The following is a 23,426-nucleotide window of genomic DNA, read 5'->3' on the forward strand; positions in this document are numbered from 1 at the left end:
GTAGGTGTGGCGCATCTCTGCGCCGCACCCCCCTCAGAACCGTGCGTGCCCGTCGTCCGAGCACACGGCTCAAGCAGGCCCTGTGGCCCCGCTGGCAGTCCGCGCGACGAAGCCGCTCCGCGTACGCGGAGCGGACCTAGCGGCCCGGTATCCGCGGCGCACGCTCATGCGGACCAGCAGACCGTACGGCAGCGCCGGACGACAGGCCCGGGTGGGCGGGTTGTCCGCGGGGGCGGGTGCGCGGCCCAGGGCGAGCTGGACGCCTCGTGCGCCCGGCCCACGGCGGCTGCACGGTCACGCCCCCGCGGTCTGCGCCGCGGCGAGGGCTGCGCTCCATGCTGGATCGACTACTCGAAGAAATCGCGGTCGCTGGAGATCTCCACCCAGCTCGTCCAGGACGGCTGGGAAATCCTCGAAGGTCTCCCGAATGGCTTCGTTCACTCCAAACAGCAAAGTTTGTCCGCCCGTTCGGGCAGCAGTAGGTGATCTTGAGGCTCAAGGTTGTTCACGAGAAATAGCAGCAGTGTGGCGGTCTGCGCCCGTGAGGGCTGTGGGCCGGGGGCTGACATATGAAGAACAGCCGGCCTTGTCAGCCAGCCGATGGGGTAAGGGTGGTGCGGTCGAACGGGCCACCATGTGAGGCGGCGTACGCAACGGCGTCATTGACGGCATCGAGGCCGAACGACCTGACCCGTTCGGGGGCGAGGTCCAGCGCGCCCGAGGCGAGGAGCCGGATGATGCCGACGTTCGCTGTGCGCGGGTACATCCACTGGCCGCGCACGGTGATCGAGTTGCGCATGATCCACGGGTACGGGAGCGCGAGGTCGTCGCCGCCGAGCATGCCGACGCCGCCCATGAGGACAACGCGACCGTACTCGCGCACGGTCATGGCCGCCGCGCGCGCCGCCGAGCTGGGTGCGCTCGGCGGGAGCAGGTCGATCACCATGTCGATCGGGCCGTCGCCCGCCGCGGACATCGCCGCGCGGTCGCCAGCCACGTCCCCAGTCAGCGGCACCGGGCGCACACGCGGACCGAACCGGTCGGCGAGAAGGTCGAGCGCGACCCGGTTGCGGCCCGGGGCGACCACGCGGCCCGCCCCCATCGCGAGCGCGACCGCGACCGCACTGCTGCCGAGGTTGCCGGTGGCCCCACTGACGAGCAGCGTCTCACCGGCTGCGAGCCCGCCGGCCAGCAGCCCGCCGTAAGGGATGACGTGCACGCCGAGCGAGGCCCAGCGGGCCGGGTCCTCCACTGCGGCGGCGGGCAGCTGGAAGACGTTCTCCGTCGGGACCCGCATGAGTTCGGCGAACGATCCGTCGTGCAGGTACCGGGCGAGCCGCGCGCCGCCCTCGCCGCGGGAGCTCCAGCCCTGGAGCGTGATGTCGGGCGTCAGGGCGTCGTCCCGCGAGCGCACCGTGGAGTCGCACCACACCAGGTCGCCGACTCGCAGCCGGGTGGCGTCCGGGCCGACCTGGACGACCCGTCCCACGCCGCCGACACCGGGCACGACGGGAGGGACCAGGGGGTAGTTCCGCTCGCCGCTGAAGACCTCGGCCGCGTACGGGGGCACGAAGGCGGCGAGCACCTCGACCACCACCTCGCCACCGCCGGATCCGGGGTCGGGCACCTCCCGCACCGTCAGCGGGGCGCCGAACCGCGTCAGTACCGCTGCTCGCACGTGATGACCTCCATGTTCGTCCGTGTCCGTCGCGATCGACACTAGGAGTTCGGCGACCATGCGGGAAGCGACGTTCTCGCATCTGTGGTATGCGTATGCCGCATGGACATCTCCAGTGCGGGCCTGCGGGTCCTGCGGCAGATCGCGGAGTCCGGCAGCTTCACCGCCGCAGCCGCCCGGCTCGGCTACACGCAGTCGGCGGTCTCGCGCCAGGCCGCCTCCCTCGAACGGAGCGCGGGCGCTGCCCTGTTCGAACGCCGTCCCGACGGGGTGCGGCTCACCCCCGCGGGTCTGACCCTGCTGCGCCACGCTCGCACGATCCTGGACTGCCTCACGGCGGCCGAGCGGGACCTCACCGGCGCCGTTCCGCGGACCGAACTGGTGCGGCTCGGACTGTTCCTGAGCGCGGGCGCGGCCATCCTGCCTCCCGCACTCGCCCGCCTCGCGGCGACCGACCCACAGGTCACGGTCACCACGACCGAGGGCACCACGCCCACCCTGATCCGGGCGCTGCGCGCGGGCTCGATCGACCTCGCCGTGCTGACGTCCCGCCCGCCCCACCGGCCCTTGGACGGCGAGTCACCGCGCCTGCACGTTGAGACCGTCGCGGACACCGAGCTCATCGTGGCGGCGCCTTCGACCGGAAAGTTCGCCGGCCGCACCACCGTGCACGTCGACGAACTGGTCGAGGCCGCGTGGATCGCCACCCCGGCGTCGAGCTCCGAGCCACTGCTCGGCGTCTGGCCCGGCCTGCCCGGACGGCCGCGCATCGTCCACTGCGCGCGCGACTGGCTGACGAAGCTTCAACTGGTCGCCGGCGGCTTCGGGATGACGACGGTGCCCTCCCGGCTCTCGCCGGTGCTGCCGCCCGGGGTGAGCCTGCTGCACGTCGAAGGCGCGCCTCCCGAGATCCGCCGGGTTCTCGTGGCGCGCCTGCCCGGCCGCCCCACCCCGGCGATCACGGGCGTCACCCGAGCGATTACCTCAACCGCCTGATACGTGCAGCCGGGAACGTCGGATTCGCTGCCGTAGCCCGCCGAGGGCGCACACCATCACGCGGACCTCAGCACTCACCGGGGTCCCTTTCACCAGGAGCACCCCGCTGCCGTACAGGCTCCCCTCTCAGGCCGCGTCCGGGAAATGGACGGCCCCGGCGAAGAGCCGGAGCCGTCTGCGTGCTGGTCCAGTACCAGGGGGCCCGGTAGGAACGGAAAACCGGCGTTGCTGTCAAAATTTTTGACAGTCCGCGATCTGGGTGGCCGGGGCGTGTGGGCGGCACGACGACGAACGGCTGTCGTCGGTGGCGTCGCTGATGCCGAGCCGGAGGTACGCGACGTGGTATGCCGCCTGGGTCGAGGAGTTCGGCGACGTGGTGGTCGTACAGCGCGTAGGTGAATGATCTTGAACAGTGGAGGACCCCCCGGCGGGTTGATCGCCGGAGGTTCGCAGGCGTCAGCCGACAGGGAAGCTGTCCGCGCCGAGGACGTTCAACAGCGCCAGCTTGTCGTGGCTGTCGGTTCCGGGCGTTGCGGTGAAGACGAGCAGGGACTGCGACTGGTCGGGGTCCTGCAGGTTCTGGCAGAACAGGTCGATGCGCCCGACCTGCGGGTGGACGAACCGTTTGGCGTCGCTCCAGAGCAGGCCGACCTCCTGCCGGTCCCACAGTGACGTGAACTCCGTGCTTTGGTGCATCAGGCTCGCGACGAGACGGGCGGCCTGCGACCGGGGCCCTTCCCTGGTGGATGCTGCCCGCAGGAGCGCGACGTTCACACGACTGTTGAAGCCGTGGTCGTCGGCGAGGTACCGCTGGCGGGCGGCCGGATCGGTGAACCAGCGGTAGGGGGCGCTGCGGGCTTCCCCGGTGTAGTGGGTCTGTTCTCCGAGCAGGGCTACGGCAGGAGGCGTCTGCAGCAAAGTCTCGCCGAGGGGACCCATGACCTGTGCCGGGGTGTCCTGCAGCCGGTCCAGGATGCGCATCAGGCCCGGGTTGACGTGCTCGCTGAGCATCCGCCGGCGCGGTGTGCGGTGCCCGCACAGAAGGAAGAGGTGATCGCGCTCGTCCGGGGTGAGGCGCAGCCCACGGGCGATGGCGGCCGCCATCTGCTGCGAGGGCTGCGGCCCGCTACCACGTTCCAGGCGGGCGAAGTAGTCGGCCGACATATCGCACAGTTCGGCCACTTCCTCCCGTCGCAGCCCGCGGGCGCGCCGACGCGATCCGCGGCGCAGTCCCACGTCCTCCGGTTGCAGGGCCTCGCGCCGGGCACGCAGGAAGGCACCCAGTGACGCGTGGTCCACCGTCTGCTCCACGGGTCTGCCCCCAGGGTCGAGTGCTGTGCGGACGTCGGGTGCGGCCGCCGTGCCTCCACCATCGTCGCAGCCGCGAGCGGACCTCAACCACTGACCGGGAGTCAGTGGTTGAGCGGGTCCTTCATCCGTGCTGCCGGATGCCGTCCACTGGTCGTTGCGGAACGGCGCAACGTGTTTCCGAACCGGCTGGGGTGCGCGGAGACCGACACTGCAGCGACTGAGAGGAGAGAGGCCCGATGGCCAAGTGGACAGCTGCCGTCCTGCCGGGCATGACCGGCAGGACGGTACTCATCACCGGAGCCGGCAGCGGCATCGGCCTGGTCACCGCCCGCGAGCTCGGGCGCGTCGGCGCCCGTGTCGTGCTGGGGGTGCGCAGCCCCGAGAAAGCTCGCCGGGCGGTCGCTGGGATGCCCGGCGACTTCGACGTCCGGCGCCTGGACGTCGCCGACCTGGGATCGGTACGGAGCTTCGCGCAGGTGTGGACCGGCGACCTGAACATCCTCATCAACAATGCGGGTGTCATGGACGTCCCGGCGACGCGGACCGCAGACGGTCTCGACGTGCAGACCGCGACGAACTACACCGGCCCGTTCGTCCTGACCAACCTGCTTCTGCCGCACCTGACTGACCGCGTCGTCTGCGTGACCAGCCAGCTGCACCGGCAGTCCAGGCTGGATGTGGACGACTTCGACTGGCGGTCACGCAGGTACCACCCGATGAACGCCTACCGAGACTCCAAGCTCGCGCTCGTGCTGTTCTCCCTGGAACTGCAGCGGCGGCTGACAGCGTCGGGCAGCCCGGTGAAGTCGGTGCTCGCCCACCCCGGCATCGCCACAACGTCCCTGGCCGCCCACTCGTCGGCGAATGTCATCAACCGCTTCACGTTCCTGCTCAACGACCCCGAACACGGGGCCCTGCCCACCCTGTACGCCGCGACGCAGGACGTGCCCGGCAACGCCTACGTCGGCCCGGACGGCTTCGGCAGCATCAAGGGCCACCCCACCGTACGCAGGCCGAGCAAAGCCGGTCTGGACGAGACCAAGGCCAAACAGCTATGGCTGGCGACCAGCGCGCTGACGGGAACCGGCCGATGAACTACCTGGAAGCGGGCGACCATACGGACATCTTCGTCCCGCACGCCTTCGCCGAGCAGACCGTCGACCTCGGTGAAATCCGCATGAACTACGCCATGACCGGCGACGCGTCCAACCCCGCACTACTGCTGATCCCCGCACAGACCGAATCATGATGGGGCTACGAGGTCGCGATGCGGCTGCTCGCCGACCGCTACCAGGTCTACGCCGTCGACCTGCGCGGTCAGGGCCGTTCGACCTGGACACCCGGCGGCCAACAGCATCGGGGTGCTGGTGCCGTTCTCCGCGTCGTGCGTAAGGCTCGAATGGCGCCAGCGGTGCAGTGTCCGGACCTGCGGGTCGGCCCACTGCTCGGGGCGGGCGAGCGGGTTGGCCAGCAGCCGGGTGCTCTCCTCGAAGATCTCCTCCGCCCGGCGGTAGGAGGGGGGCGATACTGGTGGGCTCGCGTATTCAACTGTCGCCGGTTCCCCGAGGAGCCCAGCCCGCTGGTGACCTTGCGTGGCCTTCGCGGGGATGGAGAGGCAGCGTCGGCGGTGGTGGCTCTCCTGGCCCGCTCCCGACACGCCTCCGTATGGTCCCTGGAGCGATACGCCCGTCCCGGCGTCGACGCGGTCGCCCAGCACGTCGCCGAGCACGACCCCGCCGTTCCGTGGAACCGCTGACGGGCTACACGGTCATTCCACGGCGGGCTTCGCAGCCACCTTGGTTGGGCCCCAAGGGGAATGATCAACCCAAGGCTGTTCCTCACGACCGGCCGGGGTCGCCACCGACACCGCAGGTCAACGACAAGCTCAGACGGGCGCGGGACATTGCTGCGCCGAGACGGTCGACCGCGAGTGACGTAGGTGAGGGGTGAGGGTCTGCCGTTGAGCGGGGCCAGGTGGTTGTCCGGCGTCGTCTCCGGCTCTGGGAACTCCTGACGGCTGAGTTCGCGCAGGGCGCGCGTCTGCCGCTCCACTGCCTGAGCGATGGCCGGGTCCACCCGGGACGGCGGCGCGGCCTGGCGGTGCGCTTCGAGGGCGCGTCGGTAGCCGTCCGAAGGGGCGGGGCGCGGTGCCGGTACGGCGGGCGCGGTCGGCTGCGGGTCCGGGACGGTGGCCGCCGTGGCGGAGCCGGCATTCCCGGGCGCGGGCGGCAGGACGTGCAGGTGCGCACGTTCGCGCTGGGCACCCTCGCGGTGGCCGTCGTTATCAACTTCGTCGCGCTCCAGCGCAGCTTCGTGCCGTACGCGGGGGCATCGGGGATGACATCCAGCCGGCCGGTGTCCGCGTCGAACGCCACGGCCTGGACGTGCCCAGTGAGTTCCGTCGCGGCGGCGAGGATGTCGTCGAACTGGGCGAGGGCGCCGCCGCCGGCGGCCGGCGCGACCATGCCCCGCTCGGTCATCATCATGCCGATCATGGTGCCCAGTCCGAGCGGCTCCCGGCCGTCGCGGCGCACCACAACTCCGGTGCGCCGCTTCGGCTTCTGTTTGCGCGCGCCGCCCTTCTTCTTCGCCGCCTCCCGGGCCGCGAACGCCACAACGCCCGGGTGGGTACGTCAACTGATCACGCAAGGGCAACCCGATGGCACGCTCCAGGGGCATTCCGATTGGCCCCTCATGAGCCCGCCCGGCCACCCGCCGGTCCGCTGCCGTTTGGCTACGGTCTCGCTGCTTCCGCCCGGTCGGCCGGAAGCAGACCCTCTGGATCGTCTCCAGTGACGGCCGCCGGCGGGATTCAGTGACCGTGGATGCTGGTGAAGACGATCCTCACGTTCTCCTGCCGGATGTGGGTGTGGCCGGGGCTGGTCGTTCCGGCCCTGCCCACAACGACGGAGGACGCCTTGTCGTTGAACGGTGCCTCCAGGTTCGCGGCATCGCTCGTGAGGGTGAGCTTCTTGCCAGAGAAGTCTGGCGCGTCGTACAGCGTTACCGAGTAGCCGGCCGGGACGCGCACGGAGGAAATGGTGTCATCGAGGTCGGGGTCGAGGACATGTCGGCCGACCGCCAGCGGTGCGCTCTTTCCCTTGAAATCGGCACCGGTGTAGACGACGACCTCGGTGGCCGCGCTGTTCCCGTGGTTGCTCCCGCCCACGCCCGATCCGACGACGCCTGCGATCGCTGCGTTCGATCCCCTGTTTGCCAACTGTCCGTGGTGTTCGTCACTCATGCGCAAGCTCCTCCCAAACCACTCTCCGCTACTCTTTGCAGCTGGACGCATTCCTAGCGTAGCGATCATCTTGCTTTCGTATGCACTCAACTGGTCAACTGAAACGCACCGCAGACCCCCTGTGACTGAGTGGCCCTGTCGTCGTGGGGCGCTGAGCGGCCAATCAGTCAAAGCCACACCTGCGGCATGAGTGCTTCCAGCCACACCCAGGCCCCTGGGCCTTCCGATCGTACGAAGGACCGGAATCAACCCGCCAACAAGGTAAGGAGCACTTCAGTTGGCGAGCTGAGCGGCGGAGTTGGCGGGCATCCGTTCGGCGCGGTTGCGCCAGTGCCTTCGCAATCCCGAGGGGCTGTCGGCATGGGGGCACGTGGCAGAGGCTGACGGGCCGAGGGCAGGTGATGTGCCCAGGTGCTGAGGGCGCCGACGCGCGGTAGAACGTAGGGGTGAGGGACGAGAACATCCCTGATGAGGATGCATGGGCGCAGCGTCTGGCGAGGCCGGGGATCGATTACCAGGCGTTGTTCGCGGTCACCCCCAGCCCCTATCTGGTGCTGGGCCCGGACCTGGTGATCGCCGACGTCAACGAGGCGTTTTGCCGGGTGACCGGCAGTACTCGGAAGAATCTGCTCGGGCGGCACTTCTTCGACGCCTTCCCTGACAATCCGGCGGACCCCAGCGCTGAAGGGGTGCGGAAACTCCACGCCTCCTTGCACCGAGTCCTGCGTTCGAAGGAGCCGGACACGATGGCGGTGCAGAAGTACGACATTCCGGTGGCTGACCAGCCCGGCATGTTCGACACGCGGTGGTGGTCCGCGATCAACACCCCGGTGCTCGGGCCGGATGGGCAGGTGTCCTGGATCGTCCACCGGGGGACGGACGTGACCGCGTTCATCCTCTCCCACCCCGACCCCCGACCCCGAGAAGGCTGGGCGCCCAGCGACGTGGAGGCGATGGAGGTCGAACTGTACGCGCGGGCGCGCGAGCTCCAGCGACTGAACGAGGAACTGCACCAAGCCCACGCCCGGGAACGCCAAGTTGCCGTCACCTTGCAGGAGGCCATGCTCCACACGCCCCACCTGGTCCGGCACCGGGACACTGCGGTGCGCTACTTGCCCGCCGCCGGGTCACTGAACGTATGCGGCGACTGGTACGACGTGGTCGACTTGCCCGAGAACAGGTTCGCCGTCGCGGTCGGCGACGTCGTGGGCCACGGCCTGGAGGCCGCCGCCGTCATGGGCATGCTCCGCAGCGGGCTGTCCGCCGCCGTCCGGTCCGTCGAGGGGCCCGCGAGGGCCCTGGAGGTCCTGAGCCTGTACGCGCTAGACGTGGAGGGCGCGCTGAGCACCACCGTCGTCCAAGCCGTTGTCGACACTCACGCTCGCCGCATCACGTACAGCAGCGCCGGTCACCCGCCCCCCGTCCTGCTCCATCAAGACGGCACCTGCGACCTGCTCGACCAGGCCACCGACCCTCCGCTGGGGGCCCGTCTGGAAGACGTCCCCCGCCCCCAGGCCAGCGTGCCCTACACCCCCGGCGACACCTTCGTTCTCTACACCGACGGCCTCATCGAACGCCGCGGCGAGGACATCGACGCCGGCCTGCAACGCCTCGCCGACGCCCTCGCCCGCCACACCCGCCACAACCCCGAACGCCTCGCCGACGCCCTCCTCGCGCACCTCGGCGTCAGCAGCGGCGCCCGCGACGACATCGCCCTGGTTGTCCTCCGCCTATGACCCGCGCACCGCCAGGTGAGCGCCACAGGTGGCGAACCCCGCCAACTGAAGCGCTCCTTACTTCCCTGGAGGGACCTCGTGCCGCACATTGAGCGCTTCAGTTGGCGAGCTTCGCCAACTGAAGCGCTCGTCGCGAGCGTGTCCTTTACCGTCTCGGTCCTGCTGTGGCGTACAGGACGGTGCCGGTCGCCAGCAGAGCCCACGCGGTCGCGGTGGACGCCGTCGTGGCGGGGGAAAGGATCATCCAGCCGCCCACCTGTCCCGCGATGCCGGGCGGAACCAGGCCGAAGAGGCTGAACGCGAGCCAGCCGGTTGGCAGGGTCCATGCGAACTGTGCCCCGCACAGCACCGCCCCGAGCGCGGCCAGGCCGGCCAGGCCGGCGCTGTCCCGGACGACGAGCGCGGCCGGGGCGAGCTTCGGGCCGGCTGCCTGGACCGCCAGCAGCGCCGCCCCGGCGACCGCGCCGATCAGCAGCACGTGCGCGGCCCGCCGGGGCATCCACCGGATCGCGGCCGTCCGGTCCAGCGTGGCATCCTGCCCGCCGAGCCCGACGGAAGCGGCCGCCACGTTCGCGGTGAGGACCAGGATTGCGATCCCCAGGTCCACTGGTCCTGGGCCGTCGAGGGCCCACACCGCCAGCGCGACGAGCGCGACCGCGGCGGCAGAGGTGGGCACCTGCCGCGAACGCGCGTACAGCATCAGCCATCTCATGGGGATGTCTCCCCCGTCAGCGCCGCGAGCGCGTTCTTGCAGGAGAGCGCGGCGGCATGTGCCTGGGCGATCCGCGAGCGCTGCTCGGCCGGCGGCAGGGCCGTCAGCTTCTTCCAGGCGACTTCGGCGTTCGCCGATGCACGCTGCGGACGCGCGGCTTGCGGACGCGCGTCGGTGTCCGGCTGCTGCAGTGGTTCGAGCTGGTGATCGCCCAGGGCCCAGCTCGCGGCGATGCTCTGGGCGGGGATGTCGACCTGCCCCCCGCCCTCCCAGGGGGTGCGCGGTGCGCAGTTCGGTGCCAGGCCCTGGGCGACCAGGAGGCGGGTCAGTTCGGTCCCCGTCGCGTGGGCGATCAGCGGGTCGTCGAAGTCGATCAGCACCACGTTGCCGGAGAGTTTGCGTGGGTGGCCGAGGGTGTTGTGCAGCACGCGCAGCGCCTCCGTGCCGCGCGGCGCGAGCTCGGGCAGGCGTGAGCGGTTTGCCTGCGTCACGCACACCGGGCCGTCGCAGACCACGGTGGCGGCGGCCTTGTCGACGACGTAGGCGTCGCGCGGAGCGCCCGGGAGGTTCAGCAGGGCCAGGGCCGCGCCGGCCAGGACGGGGGCCACCGCGAGCAGCCGGGCCCGGCGGGTGGCGGCCGACAGCAGTGCTAAGCCGGTGGCGAGCAGGCCGAGCAGCCAGAGCGTCTGACCGAGGTGCACGGAGTTGGACAGGGTCAGCAGCATCTCCCGCGGCTCCGCGGTCGCCGGGGACAGCAGGGCGAACCGGTTCGGCGGGATGCTCCAAGGCAGTGCCCCGTCATTGGCCTGCCGCAGGAGGAGGGACGTCAGCAAGAGGAACACCGTCAGGGCCGGCGGGGTGAGCACGGAGGGCACGGCCCGCGCGACGCCCATGCCGAACACGGCCCCCGCGACGAGGGCCAGCGCCGCCACGAGCGAGATCGGCAGCCAACCCAGGGGCAGGTAGGTGGTGGCGCCGAGGGCCACCTGGACTCCGCCCACCAGGATGAGGAGGCCGAAGCCCGACGCCAACGCCAGCGCCATCGCACCGGCCGGCAACGCCGCACGGCGCCAGGCCGGCTGCGGCGTGGTCGTCAGCAGTTCGGCCGTCCGCGAGCGGGATTCGCGCAGCCCGTACACCGCTCCCATGCCCACCACGAGCGGCCACCAGAAGACCAGCAGATACCGGGTCCACAGGGCCATGGAGGTCCACCGGGCCGTCCACCCCGCGGCGCCCCTCCACCAGATCCCGTCGATCAGACAGAAGACCGCCACCCCGTATGCCGGCGGCTGTCACGTCTCGGTGATGGAGAAGGCGTTGCCGTCGGGGTCGCGAAAGGCGAACATCGGTGGTACGCCGAGCCATTGAAGGATCTCATCGGTATCAACGCCGGCGGCATTGAGGGCCGCGTGCGCGGCCGCTGCGTCGTCGGTGGTGAACCGGATAGTGATGGGGCCGCGAGTGACGTCTGCGGTGGCCTGCTCCAGCGTGACGACGACGTTGTCGCCGCCGGGTGCGAGTTCGATCCACCGTCCGGTCGGGATCGACTCGTCGCGCAGTACCGTGAAGCCGAGCGTGTCGACGTAGAACCGCAGCGCCTGTTCCTGGTCGTCGACCGGCACGCTGACGGTTCTAACACCCGTGACGACCGGCTTCGGCGCGGTCATCGTGCGATCCGCTCATCGAGGGTGACGGTGACGGTGTCGCCGGCCTGCTTGCCGATGCGGGCGCGGATGTCGGCGGTGAACGCGAGCTTGTGCGTGCCGTCGCCGAGCGCCATGAACGAGCCCTGGAACGGCTCGCCGTCGACGTGGCCGCGCACCTTCACCAGGCCACGGGTGCCGAAGAACTCGGCCGACCCCGGCATCACGACGTAGGTCCAGCCGCCCTTGCTGGGGCTCTTTTGCAGCTCTGCGGTGAACGTCTTGTCGAGCTTCGTGTCGGACTTGGCTTGCTGTGCGGTCATGATGTTTCGCCTCCGTACATGAGCGAGCCTGGTGTGGTGAGTTCCCGGCCCGTCTCCAGCCAGGTCTTGAGCCCGGAGAGGATCATCGGCCAGCCGCCGTAGAGATGCGCGTCGGCGTCGGCGGCGAGTTGGTCGTGCCGGACGACGAGCCTGCAGCTGTCGCCGACCTGCTCGATCTCCCAGGTCACCCGGCTGGCGCCCTGGCGGGCGATGTCGTCGTCCCAGATGGCGTGGTATGTCTGCACGAGCCGCCGGGGCGGGTCGACCTCGAGGTTCTCCCCTTCGATCAATCCGCCAGACACGCCGTCGTGCGTGACCCTGTAGGCGGATCCCGTGGCCCAGTCGGATTCCACGCGGGCACCGAACTGGAACCGCGCCCGCGTCTCGGGATCGGTGATCGCCTGCCACAGCCGCTGCGGCGTGGTGCGGATGTAGATCTCGAACACCTTCTCCACGCTTGTCTCCAGATCTCGTTTCAGGTCGACGAGGCCGGCGGCCCACGTCTCGGTGTATTTGCTGACCCAGCGGTCGTGGATGAGACGGATCGGCACGGGGTTCAGGAAGTGCAGCTTCTCCCTGCCCCGCCGGTCGGACACGACCACGCCGGCCTCCTCGAGCAGACGAAGGTGCTTCGCCACGGCGACCCTCGTCATCGCGAACCTGCTCGCCAGCGCGTTCAGCGACTGCCCATCCTGCCGGAACAGCTCGTCGAGCAGCTCCCGCCGCGTCGGATCCGCCAGCGCCCTGAACACCTCTTCCACGCATCCGACAATAGGAAACCAAATGGTTTCATGTCAAGGCTGACGAGGCCCGCCGACAGGTTGAGAAGCAACGGAACGGCCCACGGCCCCGGGCTGCCGGACCTGTTCCGCCGGCGCTTCCATCTGGCACAACTGGACCACAGGCGCCCGCGTCAAGCGATCCCTGATCGCCTGCGACGACTAGAGGCATCACTACACGCCCTACCGGGAGAACGACAACGACTTCGAGGCCGAGTTCGTCGCAATCAACTCGTTCCAGAAAAGGTGAACTCAACTGATCCACAGGTATTGACAATTACTCGAGAATCTGGGGAGTGATCGTCACGCAGTCGCGAATCTACCCATCGACGAACGTGACGGTCTCGCCAAGCGGCGCCCGGCCTGTACGGGCGTAACCCGCTGTGACGTCCTCGAATCCGATCGACATGCCGCAGAAGAGGATGAGCCCGTCCGGGGGTGACAGGACCTCTGCGACCGTCTTGCGATACACCGACCACGCCATCTGCGGGCAGCTGTGCAGCCCTTCGGCGCGCAGCAGCAGCATGATGGTCTGCAGGTACATGCCGATGTCGGACCATTGAGGTCGGCCCATGTCTCGGTCGATGTAGCAGAACAGGGCGGCGGGCGCGCCGAAACAGTCCCAGTTCGCGGCGGCGGCCCGCTGGCGCGCCTCCCAGTCGTCGCGCGCAATACCAAGTGCGCTGTAGCGCTCATGGCCGAAGGCGGAGCGGCGCTCATGGTACGGAGACTTCAGTGAGGGCGGGTACATCTCGTACTCCCGCTCGTCCCAGGGGTCGCCTGCGGCCACGCGCTCGCCGGCGCGCCTCTTGAGCTCGGCCAGCGGCCCACCGGTCACCACGTAGGCGCGCCACGGCTGGAGGTTCGATCCGGACGGCGCCCAAGCTGCGGCGGACAGTGCCCGCTCCAGCACCTGCCTCGGGACGGGCCGGTCGGTGAACGCGCGCACCGCCCGTCGGCTAGTGACCGCCTCATAGACATCCAAGATCATGTACCTCCCTCACTGCCCCGCCTGTCCACTCATTGACGATCCGGGACCGCTTAGGCCACCGGCACCGGCGCATCCGGCGCCATGCCAGCGGTCGACCGTCGCGACGTCCGCAGGCCCGTCCCACCCCGAGAGCCGTGGGCCGTCTATCCCAGCGGTACCGAATGCGTGCATGCGAGTCGCCTGCCCTCAGCCTGACCGGGGATCGGAGGACCGCAGCCGGACCCCGTCCGACTCAGGCTGCCGCATCTGGCGGGCGCAACGAAAGGACTACCGGGCTGGGACAGGACACGCAGGAGGCGCGGATGTCAGGAGAGCCAGTCGGTGTAGCGGGTAGTGGCGAGGTGGGCTTCCTTGTCGGTGAGGACGTCGCCCTTGACGACGGCGAACATGCCAGCGGTGGGGTCGGTCACCACGGTGCGGTTGTCGCCCTTGTGGGACAGGGTGATCCGGCCCAGCTCGTCCAGGGTGAAGACCTCGGGGCCGGCGATGTTGCGGATGCCGTTCAGCGGGGCGCCGGCGGCGATTTCCGCGACCGCGGCGGCCACGTCCTTGGAGGCGATGGGCTGGATGGGCGTGGCGGGCAGCCGGACGGTGTCGGCGTCGGCGGTCCAGGACAGGACCGCGTCCATGAAGTCCATGAACTGCGTGGCTCGCACGATCGAATAGGGGATCGGCCCGGCCGCGAGGATCTTCTCCTGGAGCGCCTTGGCACGGTAGTAGTCCAGCTCCGGCACCTGGTCCGTGCCGACGATCGAGAGGATGACGAAGTGGCCGACGCCGCCCTTGCGGGCCGCAGCCAGGAGGTTGTCCATCGAGGTCTGGAAGAAGGCAAGGGAGGCTTCGTCGAAGGTCGGGGAGTTCGTCAGGTTGACGACGACGTCGGCTCCCGCCACCGCCTCGCCCAGTCCCTGGCCGCCGATGATGTCGAGTCCGGTGGACTTCGAGTGCGGTACCGCCTCGTGTCCGGCGGCATTCAGGTTCTTGACGACCTGCGACCCGATCAGTCCGGTTCCACCGATGACTGCGATCTTCATGACATGCCTTTCGTCGGGATTACGTGCGCAATATGGCATATGTACCGCTAAGTGGGGGCAGCATGAAACGGGTCGTTGATCGGCCAAGGAGGGATGGCGTCAGAGACCGTCGACGAACGTGACCGTCTCGTCGAGCGGCGCCCGGCCCCGCGCCGGCACGATGGCTGTTTCAGGTCGGGATTGCGAATCCCAGCAAGCTGAGCGCGGTTTCTGCGGCCTGCTGGTCCTGCTCGTAGCTGCCGCCCGAGATGCCGAGACCGCCAATGACCTTGCCGTCCTCGATCACCGGGTAGCCGCCGCCGACGGCCATCAGCCTGGGGTGGTGGGCGAGAGGGGCGACCTGAGGGTTGGCCACGTAGGAGTTCCAGACGTGGGTGGCGATGCCGTAGGAGGCCGCCGTCCACGCCTTGTCGACGGCGACCTCGGCAGCCAGGAACGGTGCGTCGTCGGCGCGCTCGAACGCCTTCAGGTGGCCGCCGGCGTCCGTGACCGCGACGGCCACCTCGAATCCGATCTCCTCGGCGGCCGTGCGCACCGCTTCGATGAGCGCGGTGGCGGCGCAGAGGGTGATTGATGGTGCGGGCAGGGATTTCGCCTGCGTTGCGGTATTCATCAGAGCCTTCTCTGCTGAGGGGGACGCTTGTTGGGATGAGTGCTGGTTCTGCAGTGGGGTGCGGGGTGGGTTCTGGTGTCAGCGGAGCGCGGAGAGCGCTGTCGGGACCGCGCGGGTGATCACGGACTTCTCCGGGATCAGCAACTCCTGGACGACCGGGCGGATCTCGTCTCGCCACCGGTCGCTCTCGTAGACGGCGGCATACAGTTCCTCGCGCTGCGCCTCGTCGTCGAACCGGCGGATCCAGAGGTAACCGTCCTGGTCCTCCTCGTCGATGAAGGACCCGGTGACCGTCATCCCCTTCGCCCTCTGGAACGGGATGACGACTTCCTCCATGTAGCGGACCCATTCGTCCTGCCGTCCAGGCCGGGTCTGGTAGCGCCGAAGCTCGTAGAACATGGCGAACTTCCTCACATCGTGGGATCGGTGGTGGTGGGTGGCCGATCGTTGCGGCTGTGTCTGGTGCACCCTGGCTGTGTCTGCCCTGCGACCAGACCGGTGCGGTGGTCAGGGGGACGTGCCGGAGGTGTACCGGTCGCCTGCTGCGGCCAGGTGGCGTGGGCGGCGAATGAACCGGGTCAGGAGGCGACGCGCAGGACGAGCTTGCCGCGGGTGCGGTCGCTCTCACCGCGGGCGTGGGCCCGGGCGGCTTGCTCCAGCGGGTAGACCTCCTCGACCTCCACACTCACTTCGCCGGCGTCGATGAGTTGGGCGATGCGGGTCAGGGCCGGGCTGTCGGGTTCGACCAGGAAGGGACTGGTGCGCAGCCCGCGGGACTGGGCCGCGTGCAGGAGTTCGGGCGAGACGCCGGCGGGGATCGCGACGATCAGTCCGCCGGGGCGTAGCACGTCGAGCGAGCGGATGCTGGTGTTGTCGTGCGCGTCGCCGACGAGGTCGAGGACCACGTCGATGTCCTTGGCGGCGTCCTCGAAGCGGACGGTGGTGTAGTCGACGAGTTCGTCAGCGCCCAGTGCGGTGAGCCAGTCGTGGCGGGGGCTGCTGGCGGTGCCGGTGACGTGGGCCCCCAGGTGCTTGGCGAACTGGACGGCGAAGTGTCCGACGCCTCCGGCGGCGGCGTGAATCAGCACGCGCTGGCCCGGCCGAACGTCGGCGGTGTCCACCAGGGCCTGCCAGGCGGTGAGCGCTGCCAGCGGTACGGCGGCGGCCTGCTCGTGGCTGATGCTCGCAGGCTTGCGGGCGAACTGGCGGGCGGGGGCGGTGGCGTACTCGGCGTAGCCGCCGGCCGCGCGGGGGAACCACGGCATCGCGTAGACCTCGTCGCCCGCCTTGAGGGTGGTCACGCCGAAGCCGACCTCCTCCACGACACCGGATACGTCCCAGCCCAGGGTGAACGGCGGCTCGCCGAGCACCCCGGCCATGGCGCCGCCGCCCCGGGTCTTCCAGTCGACCGGGTTGATCCCGGCGGCGTGCACCCGCACCAGGACCTCGGTCGGAAGCGGCACGGGTCGGGGCACCTCCTTCACCCGCAGGACGTCCGGGCCGCCGAAGGCATGCTGCACCACCGCGCGCATCGAGGACATGAGTCAACTCCCTTGAGCATGAGCCAAATACGCCGGAAGGCCACTTATCGGCCCCCGATTCAGTGGGATTGACCGTAGCCCCGGGGAGGTAGTTACCATCAAGGGAACCTACTTCCCAATGGGAAGCACGCTGTTGAGGAGCGTTCCCACGTGACCACGGACTGCCACACCGGGCAGCACTCCCACCACGACGTCTACGCGGCCCAGTGCCCCTGCCGCGCCATGCTGGACCTGCTGGCCAACAAGTGGTCAGCCCTGGCCATCGGAGCCCTGGAAGACGGCCCACAGCGTTTCGGCGCTCTGCAACGCCTCCTGCAAGGGGTAAGTCCCAAGGTCCTCACCCAGACCCTGCGACGCCTGGAAGACGCGGGGCTCGTCGACCGCACCGTCTATCCCGCCGTCCCCCTGCACGTGGAGTACGCCCTGACCGCCCTCGGCCACAGCGCAGCCGTGCCGCTGGGGCTCCTGCGGACCTGGGTCGAGGAGAACATCGACAACGCCACAAGCGTGCCGGGACACCAGGAGACGGGACCGGCGCCAGCGAAGTAGCCATCGGACGGGCCGCCAGGGCCAGTCAGGCACACGTAGTGTCCGCGCCCCCCTGGACTCTTGTGGTGGGTGTGACGGCCAGCTTCTGGGTGATGTGGACGCGGTCCTTGCGGGGCTGGGAGGCGGTGAAGTGGCCGGGCGGGTAAAGGTCCCGGTTCTTGCCGAGGCTACCCTTGACGCCCCAGATGGCGAACTCGGCCGACTGCTTGAATCCGCCCTTGCGGGGTCGGCTGGCGGGCTTGATCGAGGGGATCGTGCCACTCCAGGTCCACCCTGCCATCTGCAGGACGTCGCTGATGGTCGGCTCTTGGCGCCAGTCGGAGAAGACCACGGCGACGCAGTGCTCGGTCCCGGCCACCGGTCCAACAGAGCCCTGGCGGGGGGACAGCGTAGGCGAGGTTGTGGGCCCCGTACACGCCGACCACTCCGGCCGTTGTGAGCCCCAGGTCGTGGGCACGCAACAGGAGTAGCGCATCGGGGAAGTTGACCAGGTTGAACGCGTTGAGCACGGTCATGACGTGCCAGTACGGGCGCGGCAGGGAGCAGCGCGGTGCCCTGGCGACCGTCACCGCTGCGTCGCCCGCCGCGGGGCTGGTGCGGGGAGCGGCTACCAGGACGACCGAGGCGACGGCCGGCACGACGGCGATCCGAAACTGCGGACGCAGGCGGTGGCAGAGCGCATCGTACGGTGCGAGCCCGGCCGGCGAGCCCACGACGAGGCCGGCAGTGTCGGCGGCCCAGTGGAGCCCGAACACCCTGCCGCGCTGCTCGTTCGGGATGCCATCGACCAACAGGGCGTTGCGAGGAGCGCAGCGCAGGCCCTTGCCGAGGGACGGAGGAGATACCGGAGAAAGGGGCCACTTCGTGACGCTCGGGTGAGAAGGGCACATCTCATTGACATCGCGCCGTCGACGGCCTGGGCCCTCCGCAAGCAAGTAGGGCACCCTCTGCGGACGGCGGCGGAGTACGAAATCGCGAACAGTGCGTACCGCTTATCGCGCCTGGGGAGACAGCCGGGTTGCACCGTTCGGCTGGTGGTGTGCGCCCACAGGAGTGTGAGCGTGGGCCGTGATCACGATAGGCGCGTGTAATCGACTGCGGCAGTGACATTTTTTGGTTGTTCCACCGGATCTGCATGGGCAGCTGCTATGCGGCTGATCGCTCCTCTTAGGGAGTGCGCCTGAGAGGGAGGAGACGGTTGATGGACAGTGGCGGACGGCCGTCAGCTTCCGGCTTCTCCGGGGGACCGGAGCGCCCCGAGCCGGACGAGGGGCACGCGCGGCGGCGTATGGGGCGGATCGGCGCCGCTGCGGCGGCCCGTGCCGCAGCGGCCGCCGCTCATGGCCGGGCCATCGCGCGGCGGATCAGACAGACGCCCCCGCCGCCGGGGCCCTTCCGCCCCGAGTTCTGGCGCAGTCCCCTCCGCGGCCCCTGGCTGACGTCGATGTTCGGCCTGATGCTGCTGATCGGCATCCCGCTGTTGTTCGTGACCGGACTGCTGTCCTACGCCTCCTACAACCCGGGACTGAGCCCCCTCAACGACAAGACCCCCGACAAGGGCGTGCTGGGTTTCTACCTCTTCTCCTGGCCCACGCACCCCTACTGGCTGTACCGGCTGACCCAGGGCGTGCACGTCACGCTGGGTGTGATCCTTGTGCCGGTGCTGCTGGCCAAGTTGTGGTCGGTGATCCCCAAGCTGTTCGAGTGGCTGCCGGTGCGCTCCGTCGCCCACGGGCTGGAGCGGCTGTCTCTGCTGATGCTGGTCGGCGGGGTCATCTTCGAGTTCGTCACCGGCATCCTCAACATCCAGCTCTACTACGTCTTTCCTGGCTCGTTCTATCGTCTGCACTTCTATGGCGCCTGGGTGTTCATCGCCGCCTTCGTCGTTCACGTAAGCCTCAAACTCGGCCGGATGACGAGTGCCCTGCGCTCTCGCAACCTGAGTGCCGAACTGCGCACCGACCTGGCCCACACCCGGCCGGAGCCCCCGGACCCCGACGACTTGGTGGCGGCCGCCCCCGCCCCGCCGACGATGACCCGCCGCGGCGCGGTGGGCATGGTGGGCGCGGGGTCGCTGCTCCTCCTCGTCGTGACCGCCGGCCAGAGCATCGGCGGCTGGCTGCGCGGCACCGCGCTCCTCGCACCGCACAACCGTGACCCGGGCAGCGGCCCGAACAGCTTCCAGGTCAACAAGACGGCGGCGGCCGTCGGTGTCACCCCCGCAGCCGTCGGCCCCACCTGGCGGCTGGAGATCCGCGGCCACGGACCGGCACGCGTCTTCACCCGCGAGCAGCTCCTGACGATGCCCCAGCACGCCGCCGCACTGCCGATCGCCTGCGTGGAGGGATGGTCCACCGACGACCAGCACTGGAGCGGCCTGCGGCTGGCCGACCTCGCCGCCCTGGCCGGCCTGCCCGACGCCGGAAGCGTCCTGGTCGAATCCCTCCAGCCCACCGGCTCGTTCACCAGGGTGGTGCTGCGGGGCAACCAGATCCACGACCCCCGAGCCCTGCTCGCGCTGCGCGTCAACGGGGCGAACCTCTCCCTCGACCACGGCTATCCGGCGCGCATCATCGTCCCGGCCAACCCGGGTGTGAACAACACCAAGTGGGTGCACCGGCTCACCTTCAGGACGTGACCATGGCACGCTTCGTCCGCTGGTACGGCTCCGGACCCCTGCACCTTCTCGTCCTGATCTGCTCTTTCGCCCTCACCGGCTACGCCCTGGTGCGCCTGTTCGCTGTGGGGCCGCTCGAGGTGGCGATCTGGTTCGTGGGCGCGGCGATCCTCCACGACCTGATCCTGCTGCCGCTGTACTCGCTCGCCGACCTGACGGCCCACTCCGTACTGCGGCACCGCCCCGCTCGCGTACCCCAGGTGCTGTGGATCAACTACCTGCGCGTACCCACATTCTTTTCCGGTGTGCTGCTGCTCGTGTGGTTCCCCCTCATCCTCGATCTGGCGGTCCCGTACCAAGGCGCCGCCCGGTTGCCCGAGGGCGTCTACCTCGGCCGATGGCTGGCAATCACCGGTGTGCTGTTCGGCGCTTCCGCGCTGGCCCTCGCCGTCAAACTGGGCCGCATCCGGCGAGCCGCCGGCGCCGACGAGGAACGCCCCCCACCCGACCACGACGCCAAGCCGTGACGACCGAGGAGAACCGGCCGCCCTCCAGACACGAGGACCCCTACGCACTGGCCCTGCAAAGCAATCGCGCGCCGGTCTATCTGCGGTTGGCGGACGGGCGCCGGACCCGGCTGCCGGTGCACCGCTGGTGCGCGCAGCCCACCAGGGCCGACCGGACCCTGATGGAGCGCTGTGTCGGCCCCGTGCTCGACGTCGGCTGCGGACCGGGCCGACTGTGCAGGGCACTCCTGCGCCAAGGCGTCTTCGCCTTCGGTATCGACGTCGCACCCCACGCGGTCGCCCGGACCATCGCCCTCGGCGGCACCGCACAGTGCCGGTCGGTCTTCGACCCGCTTCCCGGCGAGGGAGACTGGCAGACCCTCCTGCTCGCCGACGGGAACATCGGCATCGGCGGCGACCCGCATGTCCTGGTACGCCGCTGCGCCCACCTCATCTCCCCGATGGGTGTCCTGCTCGTCGAGGTCGATGACAACGACGTCGAGGAACGCTGCACGGCCTGGTTCGAAGACATCCACGGCCACCGCGGCCCGCCATTCCCTTGGGCGCGGCTGGGGGCGCCGGCGCTCCGCCGCATCACCGACGATCTCGGCCTGAGCGTCACCGACCAGTGGAAGAGCGGCCCCCGCAGCTTCCTCGCCCTCGGCCACCCGGGCTCTTCCCCGGGAGGGCGCGCCCGACGCGGGGAGCGCGATGCCGTGACGAGGACACCAGCCGCGTGGCGGTGACGAGGCGAGCCGGTGGCAGGGCCGGGTCGCGCCACCCTGCCAGGGCAAGCGCCGGCGGCGGGACATGCGCTCCGTGGACCGTGCTGCTTGAGTGAGGTGAACCCGACGCGCAGGGAGGTTGTGATGGACGACCCACCGGTTCCCGCAGCGGCCTGCGTCGAGGGCGACTACCCGGGACGTCCAGGCCCGGCCGCGTCGCCAGGCCGAGATGGGATGGGCCGTGGCCGGTGAGCACGCGACCGATCGGTGACCACGCCCTGCTGTCCGACTGCCGCTCGGCCGCCTTGGTCACCTCCGACGGCTCGGTGGACTGGCTGTGCCTTCCCCGCTTCGACAGCCCGGCGATCTTCGCCCGCCTCCTCGACGAGAACGCCGGCCACTGGTCCATCCGCCCCGCCGGACCCGCCGACGTCAGCCGCCGCTACGTCGAGCAGACCCTTGTACTGGAGACGACCTTCCGCATGAACGGAGGAACAGCCGTCCTGCGCGACGCGCTCGCCCTGGGACGGCGTGAACGCGGACACGCACTCGGCACCGCCTCCCCCGGAACCCTCCTACGGCAGATCACCTGCACCGAAGGACAGGTGCCCGTCGAGATCGCCTATGCGCCGCGCCCGGAGTTCGGACTCGTCCACCCGCTCCTGGCACCCGTCCGGGGCAGGCTCGCCGCCTACGGGGGCGCCCACGTACTGCTGCTGTCGAGCCCCGTCGACCTTGCGGTGAGCGGTTCCACCGCGCACGGCCGGATCACGCTGCGGGCGCCGGACCGCCTCGGATTCGCCCTGCACATCGGGCCGGCTTGGAGAAGCGAGCCCGCGCCCTGGGGGCCGCGACGCATCCGCCGACGTCTCAACGACACCGCCGAGGGCTGGCGTTCGTGGTCCCGGCTCCACCGCGGCTACGTCGGGCCCTGGCAGGACGAGGTGAGCCACAGCGGACGCGTGCTGCGCGCGCTGACCTTCGCTCCTACGGGAGCCATCATCGCCGCGGCCACCACCTCCCTGCCCGAACGCCCGGGCGGGACACGCAACTGGGACTACCGCTACACCTGGGTCCGCGACGCCAGCTTCACCCTGCAGGCACTGGCCACCGCCGCCTGCGAGAAGGAGAAGGACAAGTTCTTCGACTTCCTCGCCCGGGCGGCGGCAACCCAGCTCCAACGGGGCGTGGACCTGCAGATCATGTACGGCATCGGCGGCGAACGCGACCTGAGCGAGCGGGTCCTGCCTCACCTGGCCGGCTGGCGCAACAGCGCCCCCGTGCGCACCGGCAACGACGCATGGCGCCAGCGCCAACTCGACGTCTACGGCGAACTCCTCGACGCGGCCCACCAGCCCCTCCCGCCCGGCGGGAGCCTCGACCCGCCCACCCGGGACTTCCTGCTCCAAGCGGCCGAGACGGCCGCGAGCCGCTGGACCGAACCCGACCAGGGCATCTGGGAGAGACGCGGGCCGAGCAGGCACTTCCTGCACTCGAAACTGATGTGCTGGGTAGCCCTGGACCGCGCGATCGCCATGGCACCCGCCCTTCGGGCCGACGCACACGTACCCCACTGGCGCNCGCGGGCCGAGCAGGCACTTCCTGCACTCGAAACTGATGTGCTGGGTAGCCCTGGACCGCGCGATCGCCATGGCACCCGCCCTTCGGGCCGACGCACACGTACCCCACTGGCGCAGTGAGCGTGACCGGATCCGCCAAGCCATCGAACAGCGAGGATGGAACCCCCGCCTGAGAGCCTTCACCCAGGCATTCGAAAGCGACGACCTGGACGCCTCGTCACTCATGCTCCCCATCGTCGGCTTCCTGCCCCCGCACGACCCCCGCGTCCAGTCCACCGTGCTGGTGATCGCCACTCACCTCACCGACCCGGGCGGCCTGGTCCGCCGCTACCGCGGCGACGAGATCGAGGAAGAGGAGGGAACCTTCCTGCTGTGCACCTTCTGGCTCGCCCACGCCCTCGCCCTGACGGGCCACACCACCCGCGCACGGCAAGTGCTCCAAACCGCCGTCGCGCACGCCAACGATGTCGGCCTGCTGGCCGAGGAGACCGACTCCACCACAGGAGAGGCCCTCGGCAACTTCCCCCAAGCCTTCAGCCACATCGGGCTCATCAACGCTGCCCGAGCCATCCGCGACGCCGAGCGCAAACCCGCAACACGAGGAACCGGGCACTAACCCCAGCACGAAGCAGTGCGTGGTGAACGGGTGAGTGCGGGAGCGGCTGGGGCTGGTGCGTGCTCCGAACCGGGCCCGTCACGGACACGGCGCACGGGTCAGCCGGGCGATGACCTGCTCGGTCTTCGTCCGGCCGGTGAGGGCAGTGTAGGCGCAATGCCGCTGACTTTGAGGGTTGGCAGCCTGTAGCTTGTGGCCGGGGAGGGGTGCTTGGTGCCACGAGCTGGTCAGG

General features: G+C 69.8%; 25 protein-coding genes and 1 pseudogene. 11 read left to right on the forward strand and 15 right to left on the reverse strand.

Annotated features, from left to right (window positions below):
* Positions 1 to 589 precede the first annotated feature (589 nt).
* Positions 590 to 1,678 carry an alcohol dehydrogenase catalytic domain-containing protein gene (locus ACO1BR_RS21880; RefSeq protein ID WP_426796761.1) on the reverse strand — a complete coding sequence of 363 codons (1,089 nt, stop codon included), beginning with the start codon at positions 1,676 to 1,678 and terminating at the stop codon, positions 590 to 592.
* 102 nt (positions 1,679 to 1,780) lie between these two features.
* On the opposite strand from ACO1BR_RS21880, the gene ACO1BR_RS21885 reads away from it, so the two are divergent.
* Positions 1,781 to 2,674 (forward strand): LysR family transcriptional regulator, encoded by an 894-nt coding sequence (locus ACO1BR_RS21885; protein ID WP_426796762.1) that lies wholly within the window; start codon positions 1,781 to 1,783, stop codon positions 2,672 to 2,674.
* A 456-nt stretch (positions 2,675 to 3,130) separates the two neighbouring features.
* Here the strand turns inward: ACO1BR_RS21885 and ACO1BR_RS21890 are convergent, their stop codons facing one another.
* A complete protein-coding gene (locus ACO1BR_RS21890) occupies positions 3,131 to 3,973 on the reverse strand; it encodes a helix-turn-helix transcriptional regulator (RefSeq protein WP_426796763.1) in 843 nt (280 codons plus the stop codon).
* Between the two features lie 248 nt (positions 3,974 to 4,221).
* Here ACO1BR_RS21890 and ACO1BR_RS21895 point away from each other — a divergent pair, with 248 nt between their 5' ends.
* Together ACO1BR_RS21895 and ACO1BR_RS21900 are read left to right on the forward strand one after the other, a co-directional pair.
* A complete protein-coding gene (locus ACO1BR_RS21895) occupies positions 4,222 to 5,079 on the forward strand; it encodes an SDR family NAD(P)-dependent oxidoreductase (RefSeq protein ID WP_426796764.1) in 858 nt (285 codons plus the stop codon).
* A complete protein-coding gene (locus tag ACO1BR_RS21900) occupies positions 5,076 to 5,234 on the forward strand; it encodes a hypothetical protein (RefSeq protein ID WP_426796765.1) in 159 nt (52 codons plus the stop codon). The genes ACO1BR_RS21895 and ACO1BR_RS21900 overlap by 4 nt, the downstream gene beginning before the upstream one ends.
* On the opposite strand, the gene ACO1BR_RS21905 is transcribed toward ACO1BR_RS21900, so the two are convergent.
* On the reverse strand, positions 5,229 to 5,714 hold the full coding sequence (locus ACO1BR_RS21905) for a hypothetical protein (RefSeq protein WP_426796766.1): 486 nt from the start codon (positions 5,712 to 5,714) through the stop codon (positions 5,229 to 5,231). The two genes, ACO1BR_RS21900 and ACO1BR_RS21905, sit on opposite strands and share 6 nt — an antisense overlap.
* Before the next feature lie 512 nt (positions 5,715 to 6,226).
* On the opposite strand from ACO1BR_RS21905, the gene ACO1BR_RS21910 reads away from it, so the two are divergent.
* Positions 6,227 to 6,781 carry a hypothetical protein gene (locus tag ACO1BR_RS21910; protein ID WP_426796767.1) on the forward strand — a complete coding sequence of 185 codons (555 nt, stop codon included), beginning with the start codon at positions 6,227 to 6,229 and terminating at the stop codon, positions 6,779 to 6,781.
* Between the two features lie 16 nt (positions 6,782 to 6,797).
* On the opposite strand, the gene ACO1BR_RS21915 is transcribed toward ACO1BR_RS21910, so the two are convergent.
* Positions 6,798 to 7,229 (reverse strand): peptidase inhibitor family I36 protein, encoded by a 432-nt coding sequence (locus ACO1BR_RS21915; protein ID WP_426796768.1) that lies wholly within the window; start codon positions 7,227 to 7,229, stop codon positions 6,798 to 6,800.
* A 491-nt stretch (positions 7,230 to 7,720) separates the two neighbouring features.
* Between ACO1BR_RS21915 and ACO1BR_RS21920 the strand changes: the two genes are divergently transcribed.
* The gene (locus ACO1BR_RS21920; protein WP_426796791.1) at positions 7,721 to 8,965 is read left to right on the forward strand and encodes a SpoIIE family protein phosphatase; all 1,245 of its coding nucleotides are present in this window, start codon (positions 7,721 to 7,723) and stop codon (positions 8,963 to 8,965) included.
* A 145-nt stretch (positions 8,966 to 9,110) separates the two neighbouring features.
* On the opposite strand, the gene ACO1BR_RS21925 is transcribed toward ACO1BR_RS21920, so the two are convergent.
* From ACO1BR_RS21925 to ACO1BR_RS21970, 10 genes are all read right to left on the reverse strand, one after another.
* A complete protein-coding gene (locus ACO1BR_RS21925; RefSeq protein ID WP_426796769.1) occupies positions 9,111 to 9,677 on the reverse strand; it encodes a hypothetical protein in 567 nt (188 codons plus the stop codon).
* Positions 9,674 to 10,879, reverse strand: a complete 1,206-nt coding sequence (locus tag ACO1BR_RS21930) for a hypothetical protein (protein WP_426796770.1) — start codon at positions 10,877 to 10,879, stop codon at positions 9,674 to 9,676. The genes ACO1BR_RS21925 and ACO1BR_RS21930 overlap by 4 nt, the downstream gene beginning before the upstream one ends.
* Before the next feature lie 90 nt (positions 10,880 to 10,969).
* Positions 10,970 to 11,344, reverse strand: coding sequence for a VOC family protein (locus ACO1BR_RS21935; protein ID WP_426796771.1), 375 nt, complete (start codon positions 11,342 to 11,344; stop codon positions 10,970 to 10,972).
* Complete coding sequence (locus ACO1BR_RS21940) at positions 11,341 to 11,643, reverse strand: DUF1905 domain-containing protein (protein WP_426796772.1); 303 nt, start codon at positions 11,641 to 11,643, stop codon at positions 11,341 to 11,343. The genes ACO1BR_RS21935 and ACO1BR_RS21940 overlap by 4 nt, the downstream gene beginning before the upstream one ends.
* Positions 11,640 to 12,404, reverse strand: coding sequence for an ArsR/SmtB family transcription factor (locus ACO1BR_RS21945; protein WP_426796773.1), 765 nt, complete (start codon positions 12,402 to 12,404; stop codon positions 11,640 to 11,642). Before ACO1BR_RS21945 ends, ACO1BR_RS21940 begins: the two co-directional genes overlap by 4 nt.
* Positions 12,405 to 12,741: 337 nt before the next feature.
* Positions 12,742 to 13,407: a nitroreductase gene (locus ACO1BR_RS21950; protein WP_426796792.1), complete on the reverse strand. Its 666-nt coding sequence runs from the start codon at positions 13,405 to 13,407 to the stop codon at positions 12,742 to 12,744.
* A gap of 311 nt (positions 13,408 to 13,718) precedes the next feature.
* Entirely contained in the window at positions 13,719 to 14,447 is a 729-nt protein-coding gene (locus ACO1BR_RS21955; RefSeq protein ID WP_426796774.1) for an SDR family oxidoreductase, read from the reverse strand.
* A gap of 169 nt (positions 14,448 to 14,616) precedes the next feature.
* A complete protein-coding gene (locus ACO1BR_RS21960; RefSeq protein ID WP_426796775.1) occupies positions 14,617 to 15,060 on the reverse strand; it encodes a GlcG/HbpS family heme-binding protein in 444 nt (147 codons plus the stop codon).
* 78 nt (positions 15,061 to 15,138) lie between these two features.
* On the reverse strand, positions 15,139 to 15,459 hold the full coding sequence (locus ACO1BR_RS21965; protein ID WP_426796776.1) for an NIPSNAP family protein: 321 nt from the start codon (positions 15,457 to 15,459) through the stop codon (positions 15,139 to 15,141).
* A gap of 179 nt (positions 15,460 to 15,638) precedes the next feature.
* Positions 15,639 to 16,592: an NADP-dependent oxidoreductase gene (locus tag ACO1BR_RS21970; RefSeq protein WP_426796793.1), complete on the reverse strand. Its 954-nt coding sequence runs from the start codon at positions 16,590 to 16,592 to the stop codon at positions 15,639 to 15,641.
* Positions 16,593 to 16,751: 159 nt separating this feature from the next.
* Between ACO1BR_RS21970 and ACO1BR_RS21975 the strand changes: the two genes are divergently transcribed.
* Complete coding sequence (locus tag ACO1BR_RS21975; RefSeq protein WP_426796777.1) at positions 16,752 to 17,150, forward strand: winged helix-turn-helix transcriptional regulator; 399 nt, start codon at positions 16,752 to 16,754, stop codon at positions 17,148 to 17,150.
* Between the two features lie 82 nt (positions 17,151 to 17,232).
* On the opposite strand, the pseudogene ACO1BR_RS21980 reads toward ACO1BR_RS21975, so the two are convergent.
* A pseudogene (locus ACO1BR_RS21980) lies at positions 17,233 to 17,505 on the reverse strand (site-specific DNA-methyltransferase); the annotation flags it as partial.
* An 846-nt stretch (positions 17,506 to 18,351) separates the two neighbouring features.
* Between ACO1BR_RS21980 and ACO1BR_RS21985 the strand changes: the two are divergent.
* The 5 genes from ACO1BR_RS21985 (at position 18,352) to ACO1BR_RS22005 (ending at position 23,194) form a co-directional block, all read left to right on the forward strand.
* Complete coding sequence (locus tag ACO1BR_RS21985) at positions 18,352 to 19,788, forward strand: molybdopterin-dependent oxidoreductase (RefSeq protein WP_426796778.1); 1,437 nt, start codon at positions 18,352 to 18,354, stop codon at positions 19,786 to 19,788.
* 2 nt (positions 19,789 to 19,790) lie between these two features.
* Positions 19,791 to 20,294: a hypothetical protein gene (locus tag ACO1BR_RS21990; protein WP_426796779.1), complete on the forward strand. Its 504-nt coding sequence runs from the start codon at positions 19,791 to 19,793 to the stop codon at positions 20,292 to 20,294.
* A complete protein-coding gene (locus ACO1BR_RS21995; protein ID WP_426796780.1) occupies positions 20,291 to 21,019 on the forward strand; it encodes a class I SAM-dependent methyltransferase in 729 nt (242 codons plus the stop codon). The genes ACO1BR_RS21990 and ACO1BR_RS21995 overlap by 4 nt, the downstream gene beginning before the upstream one ends.
* A gap of 227 nt (positions 21,020 to 21,246) precedes the next feature.
* On the forward strand, positions 21,247 to 22,698 hold the full coding sequence (locus ACO1BR_RS22000; RefSeq protein WP_426796781.1) for a glycoside hydrolase family 15 protein: 1,452 nt from the start codon (positions 21,247 to 21,249) through the stop codon (positions 22,696 to 22,698).
* Positions 22,649 to 23,194, forward strand: coding sequence for a glycoside hydrolase family 15 protein (locus ACO1BR_RS22005; RefSeq protein ID WP_426796782.1), 546 nt, complete (start codon positions 22,649 to 22,651; stop codon positions 23,192 to 23,194). The genes ACO1BR_RS22000 and ACO1BR_RS22005 overlap by 50 nt, the downstream gene beginning before the upstream one ends.
* The last annotated feature ends 232 nt before the right edge of the window (positions 23,195 to 23,426 follow it).

This window comes from Streptomyces sp. YGL11-2 (assembly GCF_050054615.1).
Taxonomy (GTDB): Bacteria; Actinomycetota; Actinomycetes; order Streptomycetales; family Streptomycetaceae; genus Streptomyces.

Coding starts and splice junctions, on each gene's coding strand:
- ACO1BR_RS21925 (WP_426796769.1), bottom strand. CDS start 9,677: ATGAGATGGCTGATGCTGTACGCGCGTTCGCGGCAGGTGCCCACCTCT.
- ACO1BR_RS21965 (WP_426796776.1), bottom strand. CDS start 15,459: ATGTTCTACGAGCTTCGGCGCTACCAGACCCGGCCTGGACGGCAGGAC.
- ACO1BR_RS21885 (WP_426796762.1), top strand. CDS start 1,781: ATGGACATCTCCAGTGCGGGCCTGCGGGTCCTGCGGCAGATCGCGGAG.
- ACO1BR_RS21990 (WP_426796779.1), top strand. CDS start 19,791: ATGGCACGCTTCGTCCGCTGGTACGGCTCCGGACCCCTGCACCTTCTC.
- ACO1BR_RS21935 (WP_426796771.1), bottom strand. CDS start 11,344: ATGACCGCGCCGAAGCCGGTCGTCACGGGTGTTAGAACCGTCAGCGTG.
- ACO1BR_RS21930 (WP_426796770.1), bottom strand. CDS start 10,879: ATGGCCCTGTGGACCCGGTATCTGCTGGTCTTCTGGTGGCCGCTCGTG.
- ACO1BR_RS21970 (WP_426796793.1), bottom strand. CDS start 16,592: ATGCGCGCGGTGGTGCAGCATGCCTTCGGCGGCCCGGACGTCCTGCGG.
- ACO1BR_RS22005 (WP_426796782.1), top strand. CDS start 22,649: ATGGCACCCGCCCTTCGGGCCGACGCACACGTACCCCACTGGCGCAGT.
- ACO1BR_RS21960 (WP_426796775.1), bottom strand. CDS start 15,060: ATGAATACCGCAACGCAGGCGAAATCCCTGCCCGCACCATCAATCACC.
- ACO1BR_RS21895 (WP_426796764.1), top strand. CDS start 4,222: ATGGCCAAGTGGACAGCTGCCGTCCTGCCGGGCATGACCGGCAGGACG.
- ACO1BR_RS21985 (WP_426796778.1), top strand. CDS start 18,352: ATGGACAGTGGCGGACGGCCGTCAGCTTCCGGCTTCTCCGGGGGACCG.
- ACO1BR_RS21955 (WP_426796774.1), bottom strand. CDS start 14,447: ATGAAGATCGCAGTCATCGGTGGAACCGGACTGATCGGGTCGCAGGTC.
- ACO1BR_RS21900 (WP_426796765.1), top strand. CDS start 5,076: ATGAACTACCTGGAAGCGGGCGACCATACGGACATCTTCGTCCCGCAC.
- ACO1BR_RS21940 (WP_426796772.1), bottom strand. CDS start 11,643: ATGACCGCACAGCAAGCCAAGTCCGACACGAAGCTCGACAAGACGTTC.
- ACO1BR_RS21915 (WP_426796768.1), bottom strand. CDS start 7,229: ATGAGTGACGAACACCACGGACAGTTGGCAAACAGGGGATCGAACGCA.